This window comes from Deinococcus peraridilitoris DSM 19664 (assembly GCF_000317835.1).
Lineage (GTDB): Bacteria > Deinococcota > Deinococci > Deinococcales > Deinococcaceae > Deinococcus_A > Deinococcus_A peraridilitoris.
The window spans coordinates 98,308-124,587 of record NC_019793.1 but is presented as its reverse complement, the minus strand read 5'-3'; the positions used below and the strand labels follow the sequence as shown (position 1 = coordinate 124,587).

Annotated in this window: 21 protein-coding genes and 1 riboswitch; of the genes, 5 read left to right on the top strand and 16 right to left on the bottom strand. The window is 64.2% G+C overall.

Annotated elements, in window-relative coordinates; genetic code table 11:
* Positions 1-5: 5 nt before the first annotated feature.
* Both DEIPE_RS21820 and DEIPE_RS00460 read left to right on the top strand, forming a co-directional pair.
* On the top strand, positions 6-506 hold the full coding sequence (locus DEIPE_RS21820) for a MarR family winged helix-turn-helix transcriptional regulator (protein ID WP_015234015.1): 501 nt from the start codon (positions 6-8) through the stop codon (positions 504-506).
* Positions 503-2,422, top strand: coding sequence for an MDR family MFS transporter (locus tag DEIPE_RS00460; RefSeq protein ID WP_015234014.1), 1,920 nt, complete (start codon positions 503-505; stop codon positions 2,420-2,422). Before DEIPE_RS21820 ends, DEIPE_RS00460 begins: the two co-directional genes overlap by 4 nt.
* Before the next feature lie 119 nt (positions 2,423-2,541).
* On the opposite strand, the gene metG is transcribed toward DEIPE_RS00460, so the two are convergent.
* The 15 genes from metG to DEIPE_RS00385 all read right to left on the bottom strand — a co-directional run bounded on the left by metG (position 2,542) and on the right by DEIPE_RS00385 (position 23,860).
* Complete coding sequence (gene metG / locus DEIPE_RS00455) at positions 2,542-4,524, bottom strand: methionine--tRNA ligase (protein WP_015234013.1); 1,983 nt, start codon at positions 4,522-4,524, stop codon at positions 2,542-2,544.
* A 257-nt stretch (positions 4,525-4,781) separates the two neighbouring features.
* Positions 4,782-6,614 (bottom strand): glycoside hydrolase family 3 protein, encoded by a 1,833-nt coding sequence (locus DEIPE_RS00450; protein ID WP_015234012.1) that lies wholly within the window; start codon positions 6,612-6,614, stop codon positions 4,782-4,784.
* Positions 6,615-6,648: 34 nt separating this feature from the next.
* Positions 6,649-7,710, bottom strand: coding sequence for an ABC transporter ATP-binding protein (locus DEIPE_RS00445; RefSeq protein WP_015234011.1), 1,062 nt, complete (start codon positions 7,708-7,710; stop codon positions 6,649-6,651).
* Complete coding sequence (locus DEIPE_RS00440) at positions 7,688-9,601, bottom strand: dipeptide/oligopeptide/nickel ABC transporter permease/ATP-binding protein (protein WP_015234010.1); 1,914 nt, start codon at positions 9,599-9,601, stop codon at positions 7,688-7,690. The genes DEIPE_RS00445 and DEIPE_RS00440 overlap by 23 nt, the downstream gene beginning before the upstream one ends.
* Entirely contained in the window at positions 9,598-10,584 is a 987-nt protein-coding gene (locus tag DEIPE_RS00435) for an ABC transporter permease (protein WP_015234009.1), read from the bottom strand. The genes DEIPE_RS00440 and DEIPE_RS00435 overlap by 4 nt, the downstream gene beginning before the upstream one ends.
* A gap of 55 nt (positions 10,585-10,639) precedes the next feature.
* The gene (locus DEIPE_RS00430) at positions 10,640-12,280 is read right to left on the bottom strand and encodes an ABC transporter substrate-binding protein (RefSeq protein WP_015234008.1); all 1,641 of its coding nucleotides are present in this window, start codon (positions 12,278-12,280) and stop codon (positions 10,640-10,642) included.
* 148 nt (positions 12,281-12,428) lie between these two features.
* Positions 12,429-13,391 (bottom strand): LacI family DNA-binding transcriptional regulator, encoded by a 963-nt coding sequence (locus DEIPE_RS00425; RefSeq protein WP_157448714.1) that lies wholly within the window; start codon positions 13,389-13,391, stop codon positions 12,429-12,431.
* A 282-nt stretch (positions 13,392-13,673) separates the two neighbouring features.
* Complete coding sequence (locus DEIPE_RS00420) at positions 13,674-14,486, bottom strand: AIM24 family protein (protein WP_015234006.1); 813 nt, start codon at positions 14,484-14,486, stop codon at positions 13,674-13,676.
* 135 nt (positions 14,487-14,621) lie between these two features.
* Positions 14,622-15,770 carry a BMP family ABC transporter substrate-binding protein gene (locus tag DEIPE_RS00415; RefSeq protein ID WP_015234005.1) on the bottom strand — a complete coding sequence of 383 codons (1,149 nt, stop codon included), beginning with the start codon at positions 15,768-15,770 and terminating at the stop codon, positions 14,622-14,624.
* A gap of 70 nt (positions 15,771-15,840) precedes the next feature.
* Entirely contained in the window at positions 15,841-16,707 is an 867-nt protein-coding gene (locus DEIPE_RS00410; RefSeq protein ID WP_015234004.1) for an ABC transporter permease, read from the bottom strand.
* A 10-nt stretch (positions 16,708-16,717) separates the two neighbouring features.
* Positions 16,718-17,776, bottom strand: a complete 1,059-nt coding sequence (locus DEIPE_RS00405; RefSeq protein ID WP_015234003.1) for an ABC transporter permease — start codon at positions 17,774-17,776, stop codon at positions 16,718-16,720.
* Positions 17,776-19,311, bottom strand: a complete 1,536-nt coding sequence (locus tag DEIPE_RS00400; protein WP_015234002.1) for an ABC transporter ATP-binding protein — start codon at positions 19,309-19,311, stop codon at positions 17,776-17,778. Before DEIPE_RS00400 ends, DEIPE_RS00405 begins: the two co-directional genes overlap by 1 nt.
* The gene (gene xdhC, locus DEIPE_RS00395; RefSeq protein ID WP_015234001.1) at positions 19,304-20,131 is read right to left on the bottom strand and encodes a xanthine dehydrogenase accessory protein XdhC; all 828 of its coding nucleotides are present in this window, start codon (positions 20,129-20,131) and stop codon (positions 19,304-19,306) included. Before xdhC ends, DEIPE_RS00400 begins: the two co-directional genes overlap by 8 nt.
* Before the next feature lies 1 nt (position 20,132).
* The gene (xdhB, locus tag DEIPE_RS00390; protein ID WP_015234000.1) at positions 20,133-22,457 is read right to left on the bottom strand and encodes a xanthine dehydrogenase molybdopterin binding subunit; all 2,325 of its coding nucleotides are present in this window, start codon (positions 22,455-22,457) and stop codon (positions 20,133-20,135) included.
* Positions 22,454-23,860, bottom strand: coding sequence for a xanthine dehydrogenase small subunit (locus DEIPE_RS00385; protein WP_015233999.1), 1,407 nt, complete (start codon positions 23,858-23,860; stop codon positions 22,454-22,456). Before DEIPE_RS00385 ends, xdhB begins: the two co-directional genes overlap by 4 nt.
* A gap of 137 nt (positions 23,861-23,997) precedes the next feature.
* On the opposite strand from DEIPE_RS00385, the gene uraD reads away from it, so the two are divergent.
* From uraD to uraH, 3 genes are read left to right on the top strand one after another with little or no spacing between them, the layout of a single operon-like run.
* Positions 23,998-24,534, top strand: a complete 537-nt coding sequence (uraD, locus tag DEIPE_RS24790; protein ID WP_015233998.1) for a 2-oxo-4-hydroxy-4-carboxy-5-ureidoimidazoline decarboxylase — start codon at positions 23,998-24,000, stop codon at positions 24,532-24,534.
* Positions 24,531-25,403: a factor-independent urate hydroxylase gene (pucL, locus tag DEIPE_RS24785; protein ID WP_015233997.1), complete on the top strand. Its 873-nt coding sequence runs from the start codon at positions 24,531-24,533 to the stop codon at positions 25,401-25,403. The genes uraD and pucL overlap by 4 nt, the downstream gene beginning before the upstream one ends.
* A gap of 26 nt (positions 25,404-25,429) precedes the next feature.
* Complete coding sequence (gene uraH / locus DEIPE_RS00370; RefSeq protein WP_245557569.1) at positions 25,430-25,768, top strand: hydroxyisourate hydrolase; 339 nt, start codon at positions 25,430-25,432, stop codon at positions 25,766-25,768.
* Between the two features lie 51 nt (positions 25,769-25,819).
* On the opposite strand, the gene DEIPE_RS00365 is transcribed toward uraH, so the two are convergent.
* On the bottom strand, positions 25,820-26,146 hold the full coding sequence (locus tag DEIPE_RS00365; RefSeq protein WP_015233995.1) for a PadR family transcriptional regulator: 327 nt from the start codon (positions 26,144-26,146) through the stop codon (positions 25,820-25,822).
* Between the two features lie 9 nt (positions 26,147-26,155).
* Positions 26,156-26,230, bottom strand: a riboswitch (cyclic di-GMP riboswitch).
* Between the last annotated feature and the right edge of the window lie 50 nt (positions 26,231-26,280).

Here is a 26,280-nt window from a genome sequence, read left to right as displayed (position 1 = left end):
GCTGCATGAACGATCCTTCGGCTGCCCATTCGCAGGCCGCACTTGATCTGGGTCTGCGGGTCCGGCGCCTGCAGAAGTTGCTTGCTCCATACCTGATGAGTCAGATGGCCGGAGACATGCACGGCCACGAGCTTTCGTTCCGGCAGATGGGCAGCCTTTTTCAGCTGCGCGCTGCCGGTCAGCTCAGCGTCACCGCCCTGGCGCAGCGTGCGCACCTCAGCCTGCCGGCGGCAAGCCATCTCGTGAACCGGCTGGTGCGACGTGGACTGCTCGCACGGCGCGAGGACCCCGAGAATCGTCGCCAGAAAATCGTGATGCTCACACCCAAGGGCAGCCGGTTGCTCGAGCAGTTCGAGCGCATCAGCGCCCAGGCGTACGGCACGCTGCTCGCAGGAGTCCCGGACGCCGTCCTGGCCCGTGCACAGGACGCCCTGGACGAGCTGCTCGGTCACCTCGCCGGTGCCGGACACCCGTCGTGTCTTTTTAGCGAAAGAGACCCGCAATGACCAGACCGCCCGCAGCGCAAGCCACCAACTACGCCGAAGTGCTCGACTTTCCCACCAAACGCCTGATCCTGATCGGTGTGCTGCTCGGGCTGTTTCTCAGCGCCCTCGATCAGACCATTGTCTCCACGGCACTGCCCAAAATCGTCGCGGATCTGCAGGGGCTGAATCTGTATGCCTGGGTCACCACCGCCTACCTGCTGGTCAGTACTGCCCTGCTGCCGATCTACGGCAAGCTCAGCGACATCTATGGACGCAAGCCGGTCCTGATGTTCGGCATTGCCGTCTTTCTGATCGGATCGATGCTGTGTGGCGCTGCGGGCGAGCCCTTTCTGGGCAACCTGTTCGGCGGGGGCATGATGCAGCTGATTGTATTTCGTGGGCTGCAGGGTGTGGGCGCGGCGGCGCTGACCTCGATCGCTTTTGCCATCATCGCCGACCTTTTTGCGCCCGCCGACCGGGCGCGCTACCAAGGACTCTTCGGCGCGGTGTTCGGCCTTTCGAGCGTTATCGGTCCACTGCTGGGTGGATTCCTAACCGATAACATTTCCTGGCGCTGGGTGTTTTACGTCAATGTGCCGATTGGTCTGGTGGCGCTTTCCTTCATCGCCACTCGTATGCCCATTCTGGCGAGCGGCCTCAAGCCGAAAATTGATCTCCTGGGCAGCGTGCTGATCGTACTGTTCTCCGTGCCGCTGCTGCTGGCGCTGACCTGGGGTTCGGACTCGGTCTACAGCTGGACCAGCCCGACCATTTTGGGTCTGTTCGCCCTCAGTGCCGCGTCGCTGGTGGCCTTTCTGTTTGCCGAGGCGCGCCATGAGAGTCCGGTGCTGCCGCTGACCCTGTTCAGAAATCCGACCTTCACCTGGAGCGTGATTGCGCGCTTTCTGATCGGTGCGGGTTTTCTGGGCGCCATTCTGTTTCTCAGCCTGTACCTCGTGAACGTCAAGGGCGTCACGGCGACGGCAGCCGGCACCGCCACCATTCCGCTGACCATGGGCATCATCGCGGGCGCCATCGGTTCAGGTCAGGTGGCGTCGCGCGTCGGTTACTACAAGTTCCTGATGCTGGGTGGTCTCGCGGTGGCCACCGTAGCTTTCTGGTGGCTGAGCACCATGAACGTCGATACCCCCTACTGGGCGGTGGTGGCCCGCATGGTCGCGCTGGGTCTGGGTCTGGGCCCCGCGCTGCCGCTCTATACCCTGGCGCTGCAGAACGCCGTGAAGCCTTATGAGATCGGCGTCGCGACCTCCAGCGGCACCTTTTTTCAGCAGATGGGCAGCACGATGGGCGCGGCCGTGTTCGGCGCGATTCTGACCGCCGGCCTGACGAGCGAGTTCAAGGCGAATCTCGCCGAGGTGCAGCGCAGCGCTCCCTTCGCCCTGCAAAGTCAGATTGCGCCTTTCGGTCAGGCCGAGGGCGGAACCCGCCCGGGATTCGATCCCGCAACCGTGCGCGCCCAAGCAGAAGCGGGCGTGCGCGAGGCCTTCGGCCGGCAGCGTGACTTGGTCACCCGTGCCCTGCGGGAGCGGGACCCGGCGGCCATCGCCCGACTGCGCGAAGACGAGCGCACGCCGGAGAACGTTCGCGGCCTGCTTTCCCAGCTGAGCGCTGCCGGGCAGGTTCCTGCGGGCTCGGAAACAGCCAACGCCGCTTCCGAGCAGGCCTTGCGGGGCGCGCTGGCCAGCCTCAGCCAGGCCGAGACCCAGGCCCTCGCGCAGACCGGCACCACCATCGACCGGATTTCGCGCGCTGTTAAGGTCAGCTTTGCCAACGCCATCAGCCGTATCTACCTGATCAGCATTCTGATCGGTCTGGCCGCCTTTCTGGTCACGTTGGCCCTGCCCAACCTGCGTCTGCCCAAGCGCGGTGAGAAGTCGGGCGAGGACCGCCCCCAGGTACCCGTGGCCGAAGTTTAGCGCCCGCAGAGCGCCGAGAGCAGAGCGCCCCTGCGCGCTTCGGAACAAGAGAAAACGAACGAGGAAACCAGCATCAAGCCGGATTCCTCGTTCGTTTTGCTGCTTATCTTTACGTTTCCTCAGCGCACCTTGGTTCCGCTGGGAAGGTCCATTCCGGTTCCCACGAGGTCGAGGTTGCCTTCGGCGTCTTCGGCGGCCAGAACCATGCCCTGACTCAAAATGCCGCGCAGTTTGACCGGCTTGAGGTTGGCCACCAGCACCACCTTGCGTCCTACGAGGTCTTCCGGAGCGAACCACTTGCGAATTCCCGAGACGACCGTACGCTCCTCGTCGCCCAGCCTGACGGTGAGCTTGAGCAGCTTGTCGGCCTTCTCAACCGCCTGCGCCGCGATCACCTGGGCGATGCGCAGATCCAGACGCGCAAAGTCGTCGATGCTGATTTCAGGCAGGGTCTCCTGGGGCGCAACCTCGGGCGTCCGCGCAGCAGCGGGATTGGCCGGAGCTGCTGGGCCAGGGGTGGGTGCAGTGGAAGTGGCCGGGGGCTTCTTGCCCGCGTCCTCGCCCTTTTTCAGGTCTGCGTCGGCTTTGGGGAACAGAATCGGCCCACTCTGCACGGTCGTGCCAGCCGGCGTGAGTCCCCAGGCGCCTTGCAGAGGGTAGTTTTGTCCACCCAGGCCGAGCTGTTCGCGCAGGGCAACCGCCTTGTTGGGGATGGCGCTTTCCAGCAGCACGCTCGCGACCCGCAGGCCCTCGATGGCGGTGTAGAGCACGGTATCGAGCTGTGCAGCCTGCTCTTCCTTCTTGGCGAGATCCCAGGGCTTGCTTTCGGCAATGTAGCGGTTGAGGTCACGTACGAATTCCATGCTGGCCTCAAGGGCCTGGCTGAGACGCAGTTCGCGCACCAGTCCCATGATTTCCGCTGGCAGGGCCTGCGCGCGCGCGATGATGCCTTCCTCGCGCAGACCTTGCGGACCGGAAGCGGGCACGACGCCGCCCCGGTACTTCTGGACCATGCTGGTCGTGCGGGAAAGCAGGTTCCCGAGGTCGTTGGCGAGGTCGCTTTCCAGACGGTTTTTGAGGATGTTCTCACCGTAGGGGCTGTCGCTGCCCAGCGTGGTTTCACGCAGCAGCGTGTAGCGCACGGCGTCCGCGCCGAAGTCGGCGAGCAGCTTGACCGGGTCGATGGCGTTCCCGAGGCTCTTGCCCATCTTGCGTCCGTCCTCGGCCAGGATATGGGCGTGCACGACCAGCTTTTCGTAGAGCGGCAGACCCGCGGCCCGGAGCATGGTCGGCCAGAACACCGCGTGCGGTTTCAGGATGTCCTTGCCGATCACGTGCCATGCTTTCGGAAAGAGGTCGGTCCTGCCGACGTCTTCCAGGGCCGAGACGTAATTCAGCAGGGCGTCGAACCAGACGTACGTGACGTGCTCCGGGTCCCAGGGCAGCTCGATGCCCCACGGCACGCGGGCTCTGGGCCGCGAGATCGACAGGTCGCCGATGGGCTCACGCAGCATCTCCAGCACTTCATTGCGGTAACCGCTCGGCTGGATGAACTGCGGATTTTGCTGCAAATGCTCGAGCAGCCAGGCCTGGTACTTTTCCATCCGGAAAAAGTAATTGGCTTCGCGCCGAAGCTCGGGCGGTTCCTTGTCGCCGGGCAGGACGCCGTTGACCAGTTCCTTTTCGGTCACGAAGCGTTCGGCGCCGAGTGAGTACAACCCCTCGTACTCGGCGTAATAGATGTCGCCCGTGTCGTACACCCGTTGCAGGACTTCCTGCACGTAGCGCTTGTGCCGCTCCTGCGTGGTGCGGATAAAGTCGTCGTAACTGACGTTCAGGGTATCGTAGGTTTTGCGAAAGGCATTGTTCGACAGTTCGTCCGCGAACGCCTGGGGAGTCATTCCGGCCTCACGGGCCAGTTTCAGGATACGCTCGCCGTGTTCGTCGGTGCCGGTCAGGAAATAGGTGTCGTATCCGGCGGCGCGGTGGTAGCGCGCGAGCGCGTCGGTGAGTACCTTTTCAAAGACGTGGCCGATGTGTGGTGGACCGGTCAGGTAATCAATGGCCGTCGTGACGTAAAAAGTGCGTTTTTCCTCGGTCATGCGTTCTCCTCGGCTTGGGGGTACCTCGGTCCAAAAGTTCAGGGGCGCACCATAATGCGCCCCCGTGCGATGTCGCTTTCGCTACTCGCCCGGGGTGCCTCGCATCATTCGCGCCCACATCATCTCGGGAGTATACACGAGGGGCAGCCCGAGAGCGGCGCCCCACCACCTGAGATTGGCCCTGCCAGCCCGAGGACAGGCGCGCCGTGTATGGTAAGCCGCGCCCGTCGGCGACGGGACCGATCACCGCCCGGTATTCAGGACGAGACCACCACGCCGCTCCTGAGCCCATCTCCGATGCGGAAAAGATACTGTGCGTCCGCTCGGCGGGGAATGTCGTGATGCGACGCGGGCCAGTCGAAGGCCAGACGCCCGATGAAGGGAAACTGCCCGAACAGCACCTCCGCTACGCCGTGCCCCTCACTGCCGGGCAACCACGCGGCTACCAGCGCGTCCCACTGCGGTATCTGCTCTGTGATGATCAGGGGCCGGCCCGACAGCAGTACCACGACCAGCCGCTCGCAGCGTCCACGTACCCGCTCGATCAGCGCCAGTTGCTCGCCGGACAGCGACAGATCGGCACGGTCGCCCATTCCCTCGGCGTACGGCTCTTCGGCCACCACGACCACACCAACCGGGTAGTGGCGCTCCACTTCACCGTCAGCACTGAAATGCACCTTGCCAGGCGCCGCCTGCTGAAAACCCTCCAGGATGCTGGTGCCCGGGGTGACGTTGCCGTGTCCACCCATCCAGCTGATCGTCCAGCCGCCACACTGCGCCCCGATGTCATCGGCCGCCGCGCCGGCCACCAGAATCTCCGGACCGTCCGCCCGCAGGGGAAGCACGTCACCTTCGTTCTTGAGCAACACCAGTGACTTGCGCACGGCTTCGCGGGCGAGGTGCCGGTGCGCCTCGCTGCCCACCGCTTCCAGCAGGGCGGGGTCGGTGTACGGCTGCTCAAAGAGGCCCAGAGCGTGCTTGGCCGTCAGGATGCGCCGCACCGCGTCGTCAATTCGCGCTTCAAGAACCTCACCGGTCTGGACCGCTCGCTTCAGGCTGGCGATGAAGCGCTCGTAGTCGAAGGGCACCATCACCATGTCGATGCCAGCATTGATGGACAGGACCACCGCACGGTCGAAGTCCTCGTGCACCTGATCGATGGCTTCCCAGTCGCTCACGACGAAGCCCTGAAAGCCCAGTTCCTGTTTGAGCACGTCGGTCAGCAGGTATTGGTGAGCGTGCATCTTGAGGCCGTTCCAGCTGCTGTAAGACGCCATCACGTTCAGGGCGCCCGCGTCGATGGCCGCCTTGTACGGCGGCAGGTGCACTTCACGCAGGGTCGCTTCGTCGATCAGCGCGTCGCCCTGATCGATCTGCCAGGCGCCCTGATCGAGCAGTTCGACAAAGCCCTGACCCATTTTGGCAATCGCCAGCGTGCGGTCCAGACTCAGCGCCTGACGGTCGACGCGTTTCGAGGTGCCCCAGGTCGCGGCTGCGTCGGCCACGAAATGCTTGACGCTGGGCAGCACCGAGGTCGGGCTGTTCCAGGCTTCACCCCGCAGTCCTTCGATGTACGCCACCGCAAGTTCGGACACGACCTGCGGGTCCTGGCTGTACCCCTCGTAGGTCCGGCCCCAGCGGATGTCCTGCGGAATGCTCACGGCCGGCGCGAAGTCCCAGCGTACACCGGTGGCTGCCACTTCGAGCGCGGTGGCCCGCCCGATGCGACGCACCAGATCGGCGTCGCGGGTGGCGCCGAGCGCAATATTGTGAGGAAAGATAGTGGTGCCCACCACGTTGTTGTGTCCGTGTACGGCGTCGACGCCGTAGAGCAGCGGAATTTTCAGGCGGGACTGCAGTGCTTCCTGCTGAAAGCCCTCCACCATCGCGCGCCAGGCCATGGGGGTGTTCGGCTCGGGATTGCCGCCGCCACCGCTGAGGACGCTGCCCAGCGACAGACGGGCGATGTCGCCGGCTTTGACGCTGTTCTTTTCAGGTTGCGTCATCTGGCCGATCTTTTCGTCCAGCGTCATGGACGAAAGAAGGGACGCGACAAACTGCTGGCCGGTGGCCGAAAGGGGCTGGGTCATTTCAGAAATCTCCTTGGGATCTGGACGCGTCAGGTCAGGCGACCGGTTGAGGACTGGGATGCAGGGGAGGCTGGGTGGCCAGAACCGGATCGTGCAGAATGCAGCGCGACTGATGTTCCGGTCCGACTTCGTACAGGCGCGGCAAGCTGTCACGGCATACCGGTCGGGCGTAAGGGCAGCGCGGCTCGAAAGGACAGCCGGGCGGCAGGTTCTTCAGGTCCGGCACCTCGCCGCGCGCTTCGAGCGGCCCGGACCGGAGTGCGGCCTCAGGATTTGGCGCGGCGCTTTTCAGGAGCTGCGTGTAAGGCATTTGCGGACGGTTGATGACCTGATCTGCGGGACCGATTTCCACCAGGTGCCCAGCGTACATTACCGCGACGCGGTCGCTCATGTAACGTGCGCCCGCCAGGTCGTGGGTGATGAACAGCATGGCGAGGCTTTCCTGATCGCGCAGATCGAGCAGCAAATTCATGATGTCGAGCCGGATCGACACGTCGAGCGCGCTGGTCGGCTCGTCGGCGAGAATCAGTTGCGGCTTCGCGGCAAGCGCCCGCGCGATCACCACGCGCTGACGCTGACCGCCCGAAAGTTCATGCGGCTTTTTGGCGGCGTAACTCGCGCCGGGAGACAACCCGACCCGTTCGAGCAACGCGTTCACCTGCGTCCGTATCTCAGCGCCGCGAGCCAGTCCGTGAATCCTCAGGGGCCGCGAGAGAATGTACCCCACGGTGTGCAGCGGATTGAGGCTCGCGAAAGGGTCCTGAAAAATCATCTGCACGTGCCGGCGGAACTGCCTCAGTGCGGCTCCGTGCAGGGCGCGTGGAACCTCCCTCCCGGTTACCGTCAGTTGACCTGAGGTGGGTTCGTGCAGGTGCGCGATGAGGCGCGCGACCGTGCTTTTGCCGCTGCCGCTCTCGCCGACCAGCCCGAGCACCTCGCCGCGTTTGATGCTCAGCGTGAGGTTATTGACGGCGGTGACAGGCTGCTGGGACCGCCCGACCCTGAACACCTTGGTCAGGCCGCGCAGTTCAAGGGCACTTGAGGTGTCCGCAACGATACTCGTCGCGGCCATTTCAGTCGCTGGCAAGCGCTTCATGCTGCTCCTTGCGTTGGGGATCGACCGTGGGATCGTAGAGAAAGCACGCAACGGAATGCCCGGTCGCTTCGTCGAACTTCTGCAGCGGCTTTTCGTTGCACACGCCGGGCATCCGGCTGGGGCAGCGCTCGAAGAAGGGACAGCCCTGAATTGACTGGGACAGGGCGGGGGGCCGTCCCGGAATGCCCGCGCGGCGTTCCCGAGGACCTTCCAGCGGCGGAAAGGCGCTCATGAGCTTGCGGGTGTAGGGGTGTTTGGGGTGGGTGTAAATGGCGCTGGCACTCGCTTCCTCCACGACTTCGCCCGCATACATGATGGCGATGCGGTCGCTCATCTCGACCAGCAGGCTGAGGTCGTGGGTGATAAACACGATGCTGATGCCCAGCCGGCGCCGGACGGCGTCGATTTCCTGCAGAATCTGGCGTTGTACGACAACATCGAGGGCTGTGGTCGGTTCGTCCATCACGACCAGTTTCGGCTCCAGCGCCAGGGCGATGGCGATGACCACGCGCTGCTTCATGCCGCCCGAGAGCTGGTGGGGGTAGGCACTCAGGTAATCCTCGCGGATGCCCACCAGCTGAAACAGTTCACGCGCGCGCGCTTCCAGTTTGGCCTGGTCCTGTATCCCGTGCGCCTGCATGGCGTCATAGACTTGCTCGCGCACTTTCAGCACCGGATTGAGGATGTTCATGCTGGCCTGGAACACCAGACTGTAGTCTTTCCAGCGCACCCGCCGCAGCTCCTCAGGGGAGAGTCCCAGCAGATCCTTTCCAGCCAGCCGGGCTTCGCCGCCGAACACCACGCCCGGCGCGTCGAGCAGGCGGGTGGCAGCAAAGGCCAGCGTGCTCTTGCCGCAGCCGGATTCTCCGGCCAGGCCCAAGAATTCTCCCGGCGCCACGTCGAGGCTCACGTCCCGCACCGCGCGGACGTTGCCGCCGGGAGTCACGTATCCGGCGTCGAGGTTGCGGATGGCCAGCAGGGATTGGGCGCTGCCCGGCGAGGCCAGCGGCGCGGCATTCGCGTGTTTCCGCCGCAGTACGCGCGTGGCCTTGTTGGCGTGCATGACCCTGGGATTGGTGACTTCGTCAATGCCGAAGTTGATCAGGGCGAAGGCCGTCCCCAGCAGCGCGATGCACAGTCCCGGCGCGGCCACCCACCACCACGCGCCCTGCAGCAGCGAGCCCTTGGCCTGCGCCCAGTACAGCATGGTGCCCCAGGTCACCTGGCTCACGTCACCCATGCCCAGGAACGCCAGGCCCGCTTCACTCAGCACGGCGTACAGCGCCGTGCCAAAGAAGTTGGCGGCAATCAGTCCCGCCAGGTTGGGCAGCATCTCGGCGAAGATGATGCGCCCCGCGCCTTCACCGCTGGCCACGGCGGCCTGTACGAAATCACGGTTGCGCAGCGCCAGCGCCTGCGAGCGCAGCACGCGCGCTCCCCAGGCCCAGCCGGTCAGGGAAATCACCAGAATAATTGACCACACGCCGCCGCCCCGCAGGAAAGCGCTGGCGATGATCAGGAGGGGGAGGCCCGGCAGCACCAGAAACACGTTCAGCAGCACGTTGATGGCTTCGTCAGTTTTGCCGCCGAAATAGGCAGCGGCCAGGCCCATGGCGGTCGCAATGGCGGTGGCGACCAGACCGACAGCGAAACCGATCAGCAGCGTCAGCCGCGCGCCGTACAGCAACTGTGCCCAGATGTCTTGTCCCAGCGCGGTGGTGCCCAGCAGGTGTGCGCCGCCCGGCTTCAGCCAGGTGCCGTATGCCTGTGAGGTGGGGCTGTGCGCTGTGAAGGCGGGCGCCAGCAAGGCCAGCAGCACCAGGGTGACCAGGATGCCCAGGCCCAGCGAGGCGCGTGGTGAACGCCTCAGAATCGTGATGACGCCGTTCATGCCGTCTTTCCATCACGCACGCGCGGATCAAGCACCGCGTACAAGGCGTCCACGAAGAAGTTGGCGATCAATACCGCCAGTGCGATGAATAGAAAAATCGCCTGCATCAAGGGATAGTCGAGCGTGGTGACGGCGTTGAACAATTGCAAGCCCAATCCGGGGTAGGAAAACACCACCTCGGTGAGAATCGAGCCGCCCACCACAAAACCGAGCGCCATGCCGAAGGCCGTGAAGCTGGGCAGCAAGGCGTTGCGCAGGACGTAACGGTTCAGCAGCCTGCTCTCGCTGAGCCCCTTGGCCCGCGCAAAGGCGATGTAGTCCTCGCTCATCACGCTCATCACGTTGTTGCGCATGGTGATCAGCCAGCCCCCCGCTGCCGTCACGATGATGGTGAGCGCCGGCAGCACCGCGTGGCGCAGCAGCGAGGACCACCACTCGGCGCTGTACGGCGTCAGAAAGGGATCGAGACTGCCGCTGAGGGGAAAGAAGCTGTACTTGAAGGCCAGCAGGTACAGCAGCAGCAGTGCAAACCAGAAGTAGGGCATGCTGTTCAGAAACAGCGCGAGCGGCGGTAGGGCGTCAGCCAGCCTGCTGCCCCGGCGCCAGGCGCTGTAGAGCCCCAGGGCGCTGCCCAGCAAAAAGGACAGCACCGTGCAGACCCCGATCAGTCCGATGGTCCAGGGTGCTGCCTGCGCCACGATGTCCCACACCGGCGTGGGGAACTGCCCGATAGAGCGCCCGAAGTCGCCGCGCACGGTCTTGCCCAGGTACGTGAAGTACTGGCTGACCACGCTGCCCTGGTCGTTGAGGCCGTAGGCGATCTTGAGGGCGTCCACGGCGCTGGGATCGAGCCTGCCCTGATACTTGGCGAGCATGGCACCGATCGGGTCGCCGGGCACCAGGCGCGGCAGAATGAAATTGAGGGTCACCGCCACCCACAGGGTAAACAGCAGAATCCCGAACTTGCGTAGAAGGTAGGGCATGATCACTCCAATACGTGGGGGAGAGCTCCGTCAGGAGCTCTCCCCCACGCAGGTATTACTGCTTGGGCTTGACGTTGAGGTACATCAGGCGTGCAGCGGCCACGTCGTCGGCCTCACCGGCGGTGTAGGGATTTTGCTTGGTGGGCATGCCGGTGAACTTCGCGGTGTTGTACAGCGAGAAGTTGAAGCGGTCGGTCAGCGGCAGCCAGGGCATGTCCTGCATGACCGTGGTGATGACGGTGCCCATCAGCTTCTTCTGCTGGGCGGTGTCGCTGGTGCCCTTGAACGCCGTGAGCGCCTTGGTGACGGCGGGATTGGTGTAGCGCGAGAGGTTCGAAGCCGCCGTTTTGCCGACCGGCGCGCTGTACTCGGGCGCGAAGGTCTGGTTGTACAGGTAATACGGGTTAGGACCGCCGCCCCAACCCCAGCTGATGCCCATGTCGTACGTGCCGGTCTGCAGACCACCCGCGTACGAGCTCCACGCTTGCTGGTCGATCTGGGTGTTCACGCCGACCTTCTTGAGGTCTTCACCGATGACCTGCGCCATGGTGATGAAGTCGGTCCAGCCGGCACCCACCAGGATCTTGAAGGAAGGCAGCACCTTGCCGTCCTTGCCCAGGCGGCGGCCCTGAGCGTTCTTCTTGTAGCCCGCCTTGGTGAGGGCAGTGTCGGCGGCTACGGCGTCGAACTTCACTTCCAGATTCTTGGCGCTGGCGGGCAGCCACTGCTGTTGCTGCGCCGGGATGACCCCGCTGCTGTGGGCCGCGTCGGCCACACCCGCGTAGGCTTTCTCGGCCACGTTCTTGGTATTGATGGCCTGGGAGATGGCGCGGCGGAAGGCGGGATCGTTGAAGGGTGCCTTGGCGGTGTTGAAGTACAGGTAGTTGTCCCCCGTCACCGGCCAGTAGTAGCTGAGGTTCTCGCCTTTCTTGGCGTACTGGCCTTCGGGGTCGGACACGCCCACGTAGCCGTAGTCCGCTTCGCCCTTGAGCAGTTTGAGCAGCGCCGCGTCGTTGCCGTTGGTGGCGTACCACACGACGGCGTCCACATAGGGCTGTCCCTTCATCCAGTAGTTGGGATTCTTGAGGACACGCAGCGCCTGCTGGCTGTAGCTGTCGAAGGTGAAGGGACCGGTGGCGACGGGCTTGGTATTGGTCTCGGTCACCGGATCCTTGATTGCGCTCCACACGTGCTCGGGCACGATCATCTGCCCGGCCAGGTACTGGAAGATGGGCGTGTTGGGCTTGTCGAAGGCGAAGGTGAGGGTGTTGCTACCCGTGGCCTTCACGCTGGTGAGGCCATTCTTCCAGATGCCCGAGGTGTCCAGGGCCGGGAACTGCTTGAGGTAATTGAAGGTGAAGGCCGCGTCGCCCGCGCTGAAGGGCTTGCCGTCGTTCCATTTCACGCCGTCGCGGGTGGTGATGGTGAGGGTCTTGTTGTCCTTGCTCCAGTTGTACTTGGTGCCCAGGACCGGCGTGGCCTTGCCGTCAAGCGGGTTGACATAAAATAGCGACTCGTAGATGGCGCTGTTGGTGGGCGGCAGGTGCTGGTCGCCGGGCGCGAAGGGATTGAGGTTCTGGGCGCCCCACTGGCTGGAGCGAACGACAGTGAAGACGTTCTTGGGTTGCTGCGCGACAGCCGTGGCGGTCAGGGTGGCGGTCAGCAGGGTCATGACGGACAAAGCGGTTCGTTTCATGGGTTTACCTCTGAAAGTCCGGCGCTTGCCGGAGCGGATGCTGCGCGTTGGCCGGCGCGGGCTTCTTGCGTAAGCAAGACGCACCGTCGTGTGGGCCGAGGTGGACAGTACGGGCGAGTTACTGGGTTGGGCCGACCGGCCGCGGGATTCAGGGGCTCACGCGGACCTCCTGGTGCGCTCTGGGCACGGCCGTCGATTGACGGACGACCAGGCTGGCAGGGAAGAGGACGTGCTGTTCGACGCCGGTTTCGCCGCGCATCAAATCGATCAGTACGCGAGCGGCTTTTTCCCCCATCTGCTGCAGGGGCTGACGCACGGTGGTGAGCGGTGGATCGGTGTAGGCCGCAGCATGAATATCATCGAAACCAACGACCGAAAGGTCGTGCGGAACCCGTAATCCCAGCTGTGCGGCGGCCTCCATCACCCCGATGGCCGAGCGGTCATTGGCCGCGAAGATGGCCGTAGGTGCGTCCGGCAGGGTCAGCAGGGCGTGAGCAGCACGCCGGCCGCCTTCTTCGGAGAACTCGCCGTCCTGCAGGTAGCCCGGGAGAACGTCCAGTCCAGCTTCCTCAAGCGCGCTGACAAAGCCTTGTTCGCGTTCTGCAGCGTCGCGCAAATCGTTGTGCTGTCCGTGGACGTGAGCGATGCGGGTGTGGCCGAGCTCGATCAGGTGCCGCACGGCCAGACGGGCTCCTTCGAAGTTGTCGACCTTGACGGTACGCTCGCCGTACGCGCCGAGTGTCACGACAGGCACGACATTGCCGAACACCTGATGTTCGTCGGCGGAAGGAATGACCAGCAGCACGCCGTCTGCGAGCGTCCGCAGCAACATGGCCCGTTCGCGCTCCAGGGTCGGGTTGGAAGCGGTGGTGAAAATCGCCAGGTTGAGCCCCTCGGCTTCGGCGACGGTGCTGGCGCTCTGGAGAATTTCGGTGACGAACGGCCAGTTGAGGCGCGGGGTCAGAACCCCGATCATGTTGGCGCGCTTGCCGGTCAGCAGGCGCGCCGCAGCATTCGACACGTACCCGGTGGCTTCGATGGCACGCTGCACCCGAAGGCGGGTTTCTTCGGACATGCCGGGTTTGTTGTTGATGACATTGGACACGGTCATTTTTGAGACACCCGCGCTGCGGGCGACGTCAGCCAGAGTCACCGGGGTAGGAAGGCTCGTCACAGGGAATCCTTTCAGCGGGTACTTTAGCGGTAAATGTATTTACCGCTAAAGTACCCGCTGCAGGAGCATTCTGTCAAGAGTGGCGCACGACGATCCTCGACCCATTCGGTGCCGGGACTACGCCGGGCGTTATTGTCTGGCGTACATCAGCATGAGGATGGCGCAATCGGTATCGGGCCGGTGCAAGTAGGAGAAGGTGCCGCACGAAGGGCCGAAGGCTCAGCGGGTGGTCGGATTGGTCACGAAGACATTCTGAACGGGACTTTCGAAGCGCTGGGCCAGTCCCATGGTCGGCATGACCCAGACCTGTCCGGTGCCACGGAACACGTGGACCAGGCCTTCTCCGCTGCGGTGCGTGTTGAGCACGCCACGCTGGGATTTTTCGATGCGGAATTCCAGTGATGCGCTGAAGGCAAGGGCCAGGTCGCCGTCGAGAATCAGCTGGTCGTTGTGCAGATCGATGATGTCAAGTTCGCTTGCTGGAACTGGACTTTCCAGCACGAACGCTCCCTGCCCACTGATTTTCGGCTGAATCAGGCCTTCGCCGCCGAGCATTCCCTGCGCGATGTTGCGGTTGACGTGCGCTTCGACCTTGATGCTGTCCTCAGCGGCGTAGAAAGCGCGGTCGTCGAGCAGCAGGGCGTCGGCGGGGCTGTCCAGCGTGGCCACCACCAGGTGCTGAAAGGTCGGCTCGGTCCAGATCGTTCCGTGCCCGCTGAAACGGTTGCGAAACGAGCTTTCACCGGTTCCGGCGCTGGTGACTGCCCGCCGCAGGAATCCACCCACGCCGCCTCCACCGCCCACGGTTTCCATCTGAACCGCACCCCTGACGTATTGCATGGCGCCGGGCTGCAACTGCACTGCACCTCCCGAGAGCTCAATGGCCAGCTGGTACAGAACCATGCCCGTTTCGCGGGCGTAGTGCACGTTTTTTGCGCCGCCCAGGGTGTTGGCGGCGATGCGCTCGTAGGCGTACACATCAAACTGCATTCCCTGCCCTGGCTGCGACTGATCAAGCTTTCTGAATTCCATGTGAACCCATCGTGCCACAGCGCACCGAGTTTGCCGCGCCAAGTGCGCGGGCCGGGCCGTTCGCCGTTGGAAAGACAGAAAAGACCTTCGCGTCAGGCGCGAAGGTCTTTGGAGGAAGCTGAATTCCTGATTCTGTTATTTGGGTTCGTCGGCCACCTGGCCGGTCACGCCCGGTACGACCCACTGCATGTTGTTCAGTTCGGCCGGAGTCATCACCTTGCCGGCAGGGACGCGGGTAACGCCGTTGCGGTCCTTGATCGGACCGGTGAACGGATCAAAGGTGGGTTTGGCGCTCGTGAGGTTCTTGCTCAGTTCCATCACGTGGTCGTAGACGCTGACGGTCTTGCCGTTCACCTTCATCTTTGCGGCCTTGAGTTGCGGTACCCACTTGGGGTTGATGGCCATGCCGTTTTGCGTTCCGAGCTCCACGGCGCCTTCCTTCATCAGCCACCAGTAGTCGACGTTCTGCAGATTTTTGGTGGTGTACTCACCGCTCTTGACCTTTTTCAGGAAGTCCACGTAGATCTTGTCCCAATGGACCAGTTGGCCTGAGACGACGTAGTCGGGGGCAAATTTGTACATGGGCGAGTAGTGCGCGAAGCTGGGCACCTTGCGCCGCGCCGCTGTCTGGACCACCGTGGCGGTGTCTTCAGTGAAGGCCAGCACGTCGTTCTTCTGCGCGATGAGCGCTTCGCTTGCTTCACGCGCCTTGGCCGGGTCGAACCAGGCGTTGATCCATTTGACGTTGACCTTGGCGTTGGGGTTCGCGGCGCGTGCGCCGAGGGCGAACGCGCTGATGTGGCGCTTGAGTTCGGGAATGGGGAAGGCGGCGACGTAACCGATGTTGCCGGTCTTGGTGAGGGCGCCGGCCATCAGGCCGTTGAGGTAGTACACCTGGTAAAAGTCGGCCATGTACGTGGCCATGTTCGGCGCGCGTTTGAAGCCCGACGCGTGCGCGAAAATAACGTTCGGATATTTCTTGGCTGCTTCGAGGGTCTGGTCCATGAAGCCGAAGCTGGTCGTGAAGATGACCTTGCAGTTCTCGGCGACCAGGCGGTCGATGACCGGTGTGGCGTTGCCTTCCGGAACGGATTCCACGTATTTGGTTTCGAGCCAGGGAAGCTGTTTCTCGGCAGCGCGGCGCGCTTCGTCGTGCGCGTATGTCCAGCCGATGTCGCCGACGGGCCCAACGTAGATGAAGCAGGCTTTGAGCTTGTCGCTCTGTGCGCCGGCCATGCTCGCGGTAAGCGCCAGCGTCGTGGCCAACCAGGTCATTTTCTTCATAGCTTCCTCCTGCACTGCTATCAGAAAGATAAAGGATTTGATAAGGCCGTGGTGAAGTCCTGTATGTGTATTACCGCTCGCCACGGGTGTAGGGTCGCCCCAGCGCTTCGGGCGCTGCTCCCTGCTGTCCGCGCAGTCCGGCAAAGGCCAGCACCACCACCACCAGGACGTACGGCATGGCCGCGAACACCTCGGTCGGAATGGGCGAGTTGCCCTGCAGGCTGAATTGCAGGTAGAAGAGCAGCCCGAAGAACACCGCGCCGAACACGGCGCGCAGCGGATTCCATCCGACAAAGATCACCAGCGCCACCGCGATCCAGCCGAGCCCGGCGGACATGTTGTCGGTCCAGGTCTGCCGGTAGACCAGTGACAGGTACGCGCCGCCCATGCCGGCGAGCGCGCCGCCAAACGCCACGGCGAGGTAGCGGACCCGGGCGACACTCAAGCCCAGCACGTCGGCCGAGGCCGGATTTTCGCCCACCGAACGCAGCACCAGCCCTGGGCGGGTCATGTGCAAAAACACCGACAGCAGCACGGCAAGCGCGATGGCGAACAGCGTAAAGGGCCACTCGCGCGGCTCGGGATCCAGAAAGAGCGGCATGCCCTCGAACCGTTTTCCCAGCAGTCCGGCCATGCCGACTCCCACCATGGTGAGCGCCAGCCCCGAAACGAACTGGTTGGCGCGCAAGGTGATCGTCACGAAGGCGTGGAGCAGGGACGCCAGCGCGCCCGCCAGCATCCCGGCGCCCACCGCGGTCCAGAGATTGGCACCGTCGTACGCCACGGCGAATCCGGCCAGCGCGCCCAGCGCGAGCATGCCTTCGACGCCGAGGTTCACGACGCCCGCACGCTCGTTGATGACCGCGCCCAGGCTGGCGAGCAGCAGGGGAGTGCCAAACGACAAGGCACGCAGCAGCGCGCCGAGAATTTCTTCCACTATTTCCCCCTCACGACTTGCCCCACCGGACGCGGTGACGCACGAAGATTTCCGACGCGATCAGGCAGAACAGCATCACGCCGCTGAAGACATCCACGATCCGGAAGGGCAGGTTCAGGCTGATCTTCAGGACGTCGCCACCTGCCAGGATGATGCCCATCAGGGGCGCCGTCACGAGACACAGTGCGGGATTTCCCCGCGCCAGCCAGGCCACGATGACTGCCGTGAAGCCGTATCCCAGGCTGATCTGCGCGGGTTCCAGCAGGCGGTGGTGGATGCCGGCCACCTCGCCCGCGCCCGCGAGCCCGGCCGCACCCCCGGTGATCAGGGCCATCAGCAGCACTGTCTTCGTCACGCTGATTCCCGCGTAGCGTGCCGCGCCGGGGTTCTCGCCAACCACACGCAATTCGAATCCGCGCGTCGAGCGTGTCAGCAGAAACTGCAGTGCGACTGCTGCCGCCACTCCCAGCAGCAGGGTCGGCCAGTGCACCAGGGTGCCGGGCAGGACCGCCGTCGACGCTGCCGGGGGAAACGTGTCGGTGTAGATGAAGCCCCGCACATCCCGGCCCTTCCACGGACCGGCGATCAGGTAGATCAGCATGTACGCCGCGACGTAGTTGAGCATCAAGGTGCTGAGAATTTCGTTGACGCTGAGCCGCAGGCGCAGCCAGCCTGCCAGCAGCGCCCACAGGCCGCCTCCCAGCGCCCCGGCCAGAAACATCGTGGGCAGCAGCAGTGGGCCGGGAATCGGCACGAACAGTGCCACGCCGCCCGCGAAGATCGCGCCGATCAACAGTTGCCCTTCTGCGCCGATGTTGAAGAACTGCGCCCGGAATGCCAAAGTCAGGCCCACGCCGATCAGCAGCAGCGGAATGGTGCGCCTGAGCACTTCGGCCCAGCCGCGCGCGTCGGTGATGGTTCCGCGCAGCATCGTGCCGTACGCTTCAAGCGGATTCACACCGGAAAACGCGATCACCACGCCGCTGATGAGGAGTGCCAGCAGAACCGCCGCAAGCGTCACCAGGACCGTCCGGGCAGGAGCGGGGGCCAGCAGCGGAACAAAGCGCATCACACGTGGCTCCTGCTTGGAACGTGCGGAGGTTCACTCAGGGTTCCTCCGGCCATCAGCAGACCAAGCTCTTCCCGGGTAACCGAGCGGGCGTCGAATGGCCCACGCAATTCTCCGTGGTAAAGCACGGCAATGCGGTCCGAGAGCGACATCAGCTCATCGAGGTCCTCACTGACGAGCAGCACGGCGGCGCCCCCGTAGGTGCGCTGCAACAAGACGTTGTGCACCTGCTCCGTCGCGCCGATGTCCAGCCCGTAGGTGGGATGCGAGGCCAGAATCAATCGGGCATTTTCGGACAGTTCGCGGGCCAGGATCACCTTCTGAATGTTTCCGCCTGACAGCAGCCGCGAGGGTGTATCCACACCCGGCGTGGCGATCTGGAAGGTGCTGATCATCTCACGTGCACGCTGCCCGTACGCACTGACGTTACGAACGAAGCCGCGGGCCAGTGGCGTCTTTTCATATTCGCGCAAGGCGAGATTCTCGGAGACACTCATGCTCGGGACGGTGCCCATGTGAATGCGGTCTTCGGGAATGTGCGCAACCCCGGCCTCAAAGAGGCGCTTGGGGCCGCCGCTCAGGGGCCGCCCGGCCAGCGTGATTTCGCCACCCTCAGCCGGACGCAAGCCGGACAGCACCTCGACCAGCTCACTCTGCCCGTTGCCCGCGACGCCCGCAATTCCCATGACCTCGCCGGCGCGCAACTGCACGCTGACGCTCCTCAGGGCCGGCAGTCCACGGCTTGACCGGGCGCTCAGGTTGCGAACGTCCAGCAGGACCTCGCCCAGCCTTGGTTCCTGACGTTTGCGGGTGAACGAGACGGCGCGTCCCACCATCATCTCTGCCAGGCTCGCCTTCGACACCTCGGCAATGGGTGCCTCGCCGACCATTTTTCCTTTGCGCAGCACCGCCACGCGGTTGCTGATGGCCAGCACCTCGTCGAGCTTGTGGGAAATGAAGATCAGCGATTTTCCGTCCACACGCAGCTCACGCATCACCTCAAACAGCGACTCGGCTTCCTGCGGGGTGAGGACGCTGGTCGGTTCATCGAGAATCAGAATGTTCGCGCCGCGCATGAGGGCACGCACGATCTCCACCCGCTGCTTTTCGCCGGGCGAGAGGGTGTTCACCCGCGCGTTCGGGTCGAGGGCCAGGCCGTACCGGCGTTCGGTGTCGCGAATCACGTGTGATACCCGCCGCGCCGGCTGCAGAAAGCTCGAAGCGCCCAGGGCCAGGTTCTCGGCGACCGTGTGCCGACCTACCAGCACCGGGTGCTGCGGCACCAGGCCGATGCCGAGTTTCAGGGCGTGCGCGGGCGAGGCAATGGCGACACGCCGACCTTGCAGGCGCACTTCGCCATCGTCGGGTTGGTACAGGCCGTACAGAATGCTGATCAGGGTGCTTTTTCCGGCGCCGTTTTCGCCCAGCAGTGCCAGGACTTCGCCGGGGTAGACGTCGAGGTTCACGTCATCGTTCGCCGTGACTCCTGGGAATCGTTTGGTGATGTGCAGTAACTGCAACGCGGGCTCAGGCATGGGTGACCTCTTGAAGACTTGGTTGCGCTTCGAGCAGCTGCAGAAGCTGGGCTGCCACGGCAATGGCGATCACCTCGGGTGACTTTCCACGAATTCCGGGAACGCCGATCGGCGAAGTCACCCTGCTGAGGCTTTCTTCCGTGTGCCCCGCCGTCCGAAGTTGCTGCTGAAAACGCAACCACTTCACTTTAGAGCCGATCAGGCCGATGTATCCCAGGTCCGCCCGGTACAGCGCGGCGTCCATCAGCATCAGGTCTTCGGCATGGTCGTGCGTCATGACCAGCACCAGGGAATTGGCAGGCAATCCGCGCAGCACCACCTCGGGAAGAGGGGCATGGTGAAGCGTGAGGCGTGCGTTCTCACCCTGGAGGTATTCGAAGCGCGCGTCCTCGGCGTGCGCCGCGCGCGAATCGACCAGGTGCAGATTGACCGGCAGGGGCGCGAGCGCCCGCGCGATGGCGGCGCCGACGTGACCCAAGCCGAAGATGGCGATGGTACGCTGCTGCGGATAGAACGGTTCGAGCAGCAGCGTGATTTCACCGCCGCAACACTGACGCGCGAACTCGACCGGCGCGCTGTCGGTCAGGCGCAGTTCCAGCAGGGCCGCTTCAGGTTCGCGCCGTTCCAGGATCGTGCGGGCGCGCCGGATGGCGGTGATCTCCAGGTTGCCGCCGCCGACCGAGCCAGACGTGCCTTGTGCGGTCACGATCATCTTGGCGCCTGGTTCGCGGGGCGCGTGCCCCCGGACGCGCAGCAGCGTCACGACCACCGCGGGCACACCCTGTTCGGTGAGCCGCTGCAGTTCGGAAAGCCAGCGCATGTCAATCGGCGGCCACCGGCGCGGGCGTGCGGGCGCGCTCGATGGCCCAGAAGACGGCCTCCGGGGTGGCGGGTGAAGCGAGGAGCGTCACGCCGTTGGCCTGCCCAAAGGCCCGCACGGCGTCACGCAACGCTTCGCGGGCGCTGATCGCCAGCATCAGCGGCGGTTCGCCGACGGCCTTGCTGCCGTAAATCACGCCCGTTTCGGTGGCTTTTTTCATCAAGCGGACATTGAAGACGTCGGGCATCTCCGAGAAACTGGGCAGCTTGTACGTCGAGGCGCTGCGCGTGGCCAGCCGCCCCTGAACGTCCCACCGCAGGTCCTCGAGCGTCAGCCACCCCAGGCCCTGCACGAAGCCACCTTCGATCTGCCCGATGTCGATCAAGGGTGAGAGCGAGTCTCCCACGTCATGCAGGATGTCGACCCGTGGAAAGCGGTAGGCGCCCGTGAAACCGTCCACTTCCACTTCCGTCACGGCCGCGCCGTACGAGAAGTACTTGAAGGGCTCGCCCTGCATGCGCTCGCGGTCCCAGTGGAGGCCCGGGGTGCGGTAAAAGCCGCTGGCCCACAAGGCGGTGCGGGCGTGGTAGGCGTCGTGGACGAGCTCCTGAAATGAGATGCCGCGCTCGGCGTGACCGATGGGAAACACCCGGCCTGCCTCGAAGCGCACGTCGTCCGGGTGAAGGTTGCTGCCGAAGCGACCGGCGGCCACCGCAGCGAGGCGCGCCTTGATCTGGTCGCAGGCGTCCTTGATCGCGGCGCCGTTGAGGTCCGCGCCACTCGATGCGGCAGTGGCCGACGTGTTGGGGACCTTGTCGGTGCGGGTGGGTGCGAGACGGACACAGCCCAGCGGAACGCCGAGCGCTGAGGCGGCCACCTGCAGCATCTTGGTGTGCAGTCCCTGGCCCATCTCGGTGCCCCCGTGGTTGACCAGCACCGAGCCGTCCCGGTAGACGTGCACCAGGGCGCCTGCCTGGTTGTAGGCGGTGAAGTTGAATGAGATACCGAACTTCACGGGCGTGATGGCCAGCCCGCGTTTGGTGTGGCGTTGCGCGGCGTTGAAGGCGGCCACTTCAGCCCGGCGGGCGTGAAAGTCACTGTGGGCCAGCAGGTCCGCCCAGATCTGCCCGATGCGTCCGGCATCCTTGACGCCCTGGCCATACGGCGTGCTCTGCCCAGACTGGTAGAAATTCCGGGCGCGCAGTTCCTCGGGAGTGAGGCCCAACAAAGGTGCGACACGGCCCAGGATGTCCTCGATCACCAGCATCCCCTGGGGTCCACCGAAGCCGCGAAAGGCCGTCTGGGAAGTCTTGTTGGTCTTGCACACCCGGCCCATCACGTCTACGTGAGGAATATGGTAGGCGTTGTCGATGTGGCACAGGGCGCGCGCCATGACCGGCTCGCTGAGGTCAAGGCTCCAGCCACCGTCCGAGTACAGTTCGGCAGCCAGCGCGCACAGGGTGCCGTCGTGGTGAAAGCCGACTTTCCAGCGGGCCAGGAAGGGATGGCGCTTGCCGGTAATGGTCATGTCCTGCGTGCGGTTCAGCCGCAGCCTGACCGGACGTCCGGTCAGGGTCGCCCCGAGGGCCGCGACTGCCGCGAAGCCATGCGGCTGCATTTCCTTGCCTCCGAAGGCGCCGCCCATGCGCAGGCTCTGCACGGTCACCTGATGACTCGCGATACCCAGCACGTGCGCGACGATCTCCTGGGTTTCGGTGGGGTGCTGGGTGCTCGACTGCACGAACAGCTGACCGCCCTCGTCGATGTACGCCAACGAGACGTGCGTTTCGAGGTAGAAGTGTTCCTGACCGCCCATCTCCAGCTCACCCTCGAAAACATGGGCCGCTTCCATGAATGCCGCCTGCACGTCACCGCGTCTGAGGTGCAGCGCCGTGCCCTGAAAGGACTGTTGCTCGACTGCATCCTGCAGCGTCAGCACCGCGCCCAACGCTTCGTATTCGACCCGCACCAGGTTCGCGCCGTGCCGCGCCGCGTCAAGGGTTTCACCCAGCACCCAGCAGACCGGGTGGCCCCAGTACTGCACTTCATCCGGAAAGAGCGGCTCGTCGTGCTTGACTCCCGCGTCGTTTACGCCCGGCACGTCCTGCGCGCTCAGCACCCGCACCACGCCGGGCACCTCATAAGCGGGCGTCGGATCAAGCCGCACGATACGCGCGCGTGCATACAGCGACTGCACCGGCCAGGCGTGCAGGGTTCCCGCGTGCCGGATGCCGAGGTCATCGGTGTAGAGTGCCTGCCCGGTAACGTGCAGCTCGGCGCTTTCGTGCACCAGTGCCGCCCCGACGCCACTCGGCCTGCCGCTCACCCCTCCACCTCCACCCGTTGATCGGTCGTCTGCTCGTAGAATTTCAGCAGAAGCTGCTCCAACATGGCTTTGCGGTATGCCTCGCTGGCCCGCAGGTCTCCCAGCGGGGTGCCTTCGCAGCTCATCAGACGCGCGGCGTCACGGACCGTCTGCTCGTTCCAGGGTTGGCCGTTCAGGAAAGCTTCGGTGGCTGCCGCGCGCAGCGGTGTGGCTGCCACGCCGCCCAAACCGATCCGGATGCGGCGCACCGCCCCGCCGTCGAGGTCGAGCGCGAAGGCCGCCGCGACGCTGCTGATGTCGTCGAGCCGCCGCTTGGTGACTTTGTAGAACCGCGCGTGCATCGGGTGGGGAAGGGGAACGCGCACCGCGCGAATCAGCTCACCGTGTTGCAGCACCGTCTCGCGGTAGCGCACGAAGAAGTCCTTCAGCGCCACCGTGCGTTCTCGCGCAGCACTCTGCAGGACCACCGAGGCGTTCAGGGCCAGCAGCACCGGAGCGCTGTCTCCGATGGGGGAGGCCGTACCCAGATTGCCGCCCAGGGTGGCTCGGTTTCGAATCAGGCGCGAGGCGAACTGCGGTGTCCAGTCGTGCAGCAGGGGAAGCCTGCCGTTCAGCTGGCTTTCGATTTCTGAGAGCGTCAGGGCTGCTCCGATCTCGACGTACTCTGGAGTCCAGTGCACGGCCCGCAGTTCCTCGTGGTGGTCGATCGCCAGGGTCAGCGGAGCGCGCGCGTGGCGCAGGTTGACATCGACACTCCAGTCGGTTCCTCCGGCGAGCAGTTTCGCGCTTGGGTTCTCGGCCAGCACGGCGAGGGTCTGCGGCAACGTCTCACAGCGGCGCAGTTCACCGTGTTCGCTTGTCAGCACCGTGGGACACGTGAGAGGAGCGCCTTGTGCCAACCGGAGGGACCATTGGTCGTGCTCGTCAGGCTGGCCCAGCGCCCGTGCCGCGTCGCGGATGGGCCGGTAGCCGGTGCAGCGGCACAGGTTGCCGCTCAGTGCCTCCAGATCGAAGGCTGAGCGCTCATCACGGTAGTACTCGGCAGCCATGCTCATGACAAAACCCGGGGTGCAGTAGCCGCACTGCGAGCCGCCCCGCTCAGCGAGGCTCTTCTGTACCGGGTGCAGCCTTCCTGGAGTGCCCAAGCCCTCGACGGTGACGACTTCCTGCCCGTTCAAGGCGCCGACGAGCAGCAGGCAGCTGTTGGTCGCCACGTACTGTGCCTGGCCCCGAGCGTCCGCGCGGACCAGCAGCACGGCACACGCGCCGCACTCGCCTTCCGCGCAGCCTTCCTTGCTGCCGGTAAGTCCTTCCAGGCGCAACCATTCGAGTAGGGTGGTGTGTGCGTGAACCTGGCCCACCTCGCGGTGCTGGCCGTTCAGGGTGAGGGTAAGTCTTTCCACGTCGTCCTCCCGCAGGTATCGAGCGCAACCGTGTCTGGCCGGTTTTGTGGTCCTGATACTCTACAGTCAAGTGCTTTCCATGTGCGAACGCAAGTCCACCCACCGTGGGCACTTCAGTTCAGAACGGAGCTTCGTCGATGCAGCTGCCTGACCTCAATGCCCTGGACCGCGCCGAGTTTGTGGCGTATTTCGGTCGCGTACTCGAACATTCCCCGCGCTACGCCGAGCGTGTCTGGCAGGCGCGGCCTTTCCATAGGCTGGAGTCTTTGCAAGACGCCTTCAAAGAGGCCATCGTGCAAAGTGACCCTGGTGAGCAGCTGGCCCTGATCCGCGCGCACCCGGACCTGGCCGGCAAGGTCGCCCTGGCCGGTCAATTGACTGCAGAATCGAGCCGCGAGCAATCTTCGGTCGGGCTCGACCGGCTCACACCCGAGGAGTACGCGCGCTTCGAGCGCGTCAACACGGCGTATCACGAGAAGTTCGCGATGCCCTTTGTCATCTGCGTGCGCGAGCACACCAAGGAGTCGATTCTCGACGCGGCCGAGCGGCGGCTGCATCACCTGCCTCACGAGGAAATCGCAGAGGCCCTCGTCGAAATTTCCAAGATTGCCGGCTTGCGACTGGCAGATCTCGTTCAGGCCACGGCGGAAGTCACCGTGGGGAGGAAAGTGTGACCGAGTCAAGCACCGGCGTCAGAACCAGAATCGTTTTGGGACAGAACAATTACGGCAAGTCCGACGTGCGGCTCTTCAAGGTTTTTCGGGAAGGTGAGCGGCACGACATCCGGGACGTTCGTGTGGACGTCGCGCTTACCGGCGACTTCGAAGCGGCGCACACGCGCGGGGATAACAGTGCGCTGCTGGCGACGGACACCATGCGAAATACGGTCTACGCCCTGGCAAAAGAGCAGTTGACGGGCAGCGTCGAGGAGTTTGGAAAGCGTTTGGTTCGTCATTTCGTCAAGGCGGGTCCGACCGTTGCTTCTGCCCGCATCACCTTCACCCAGCATTGCTGGGAGCGCATCAAGGTGCAGGGGCAGGAGCACGGCCACGCGTTCTCACGACAGGTCCCCAAGCACACGGCGGTCGTCGAGGGAGATGGACGGCAGTTCAAGGTCACCTCGGGTATCGATGAGCTGTACGTGCTGAAAACCACCCGTTCCGGCTGGGAAGGTTTTCTGCGCGAGCAGTTCACGGCACTGCCCGAAACGAACGACCGCATCATGGCGACCGTGGTCACTGCCCGGTGGGAATACAACACCGACGAGCTTGATTACGACGCCGTGTGGAGCGAAGTCTATCAGCAGATTCTGGAGACCTTCACCGATCATTACAGCCCGTCCGTGCAGTTCACGCTGCACCAGATGGGACAGGCAGTACTGACGCGCTGCCCGGTCATCGAGCGCATCCATTTTTCTTTTCCCAACAAACACCACGTCCCGTACAACCTCGAACGCTTCGGAATACAGAATGACAACGAGATCTTTCACGTGGATCCCGAGCCTTACGGCCTCATCGAGGGCTGGGTGGAGCGCGCACGGTGAGCGGAGCGGGCAGACTCACCACCCACGTGCTCGATACTGCCCGGGGCGTGCCGGCCGCTGGGGTCAAAATCGAACTGTATGCCGTGATCGATGAGCAGCGTTCCTGGCTCAAAACCGTCGTGACCAATGCGGACGGCCGCACCGACGAACCGCTGATTTTCGGGGGATCGCTGGAAACGGGACAGTACGAACTGGTGTTTCACGTGGGCGACTATTTTGGTGAACAGGGCGGGTTGGCCGGTCGCACCACGGTGCCCTTTCTGAATCAGGTGCCGGTGCGTTTTGGCGTCGCTGACCAGTCGGGGCATTACCACGTACCGCTTCTCGTCTCACCCTGGTCGTACAGCACCTACCGGGGAAGCTGAGCGCGTCGCTCCGCTGCACGAAGCAGGATCACCGATCCTGCCGGGACCAATTCAGGCACTCTCGAGGGCGAGTTTTCCTTGGTGGGTCAGGTGGTACTTCGCCCGTTCGATGCCGCCTGGCAGACGGCAGACACGCTTCAGGATCAGCCCGGCGTCGACCATTGCGCACAGGATGGGGAACAGGTCCCCGCGTTTGAACCTGAACTGGGGGCCAAGCTGGCGTTGCAGGTACTCGATGCTGGTCAGCAGCTCGAGCCCGGTCAGGGCGTCGTGACCGAGCAACTCCAGGACGGCGAACTCGACGTCCCCTATGACCACTGTGGTTCCAGTGTGCACAGCAGGAATGACCGGCGTGACAGGAGCAGGGTAGTGGAACATGCTTATCCTTTCGGCGGCCCAGCCAGCCACGTGGGCTCTGGAGCTTTGCGTCACCACTTCACAGTGGTTTTGCCATGGTCGATCTGAGACAGCGCTTGTCCGAGCCTGAGCGTACATGAAGTTGTATGTGAGTG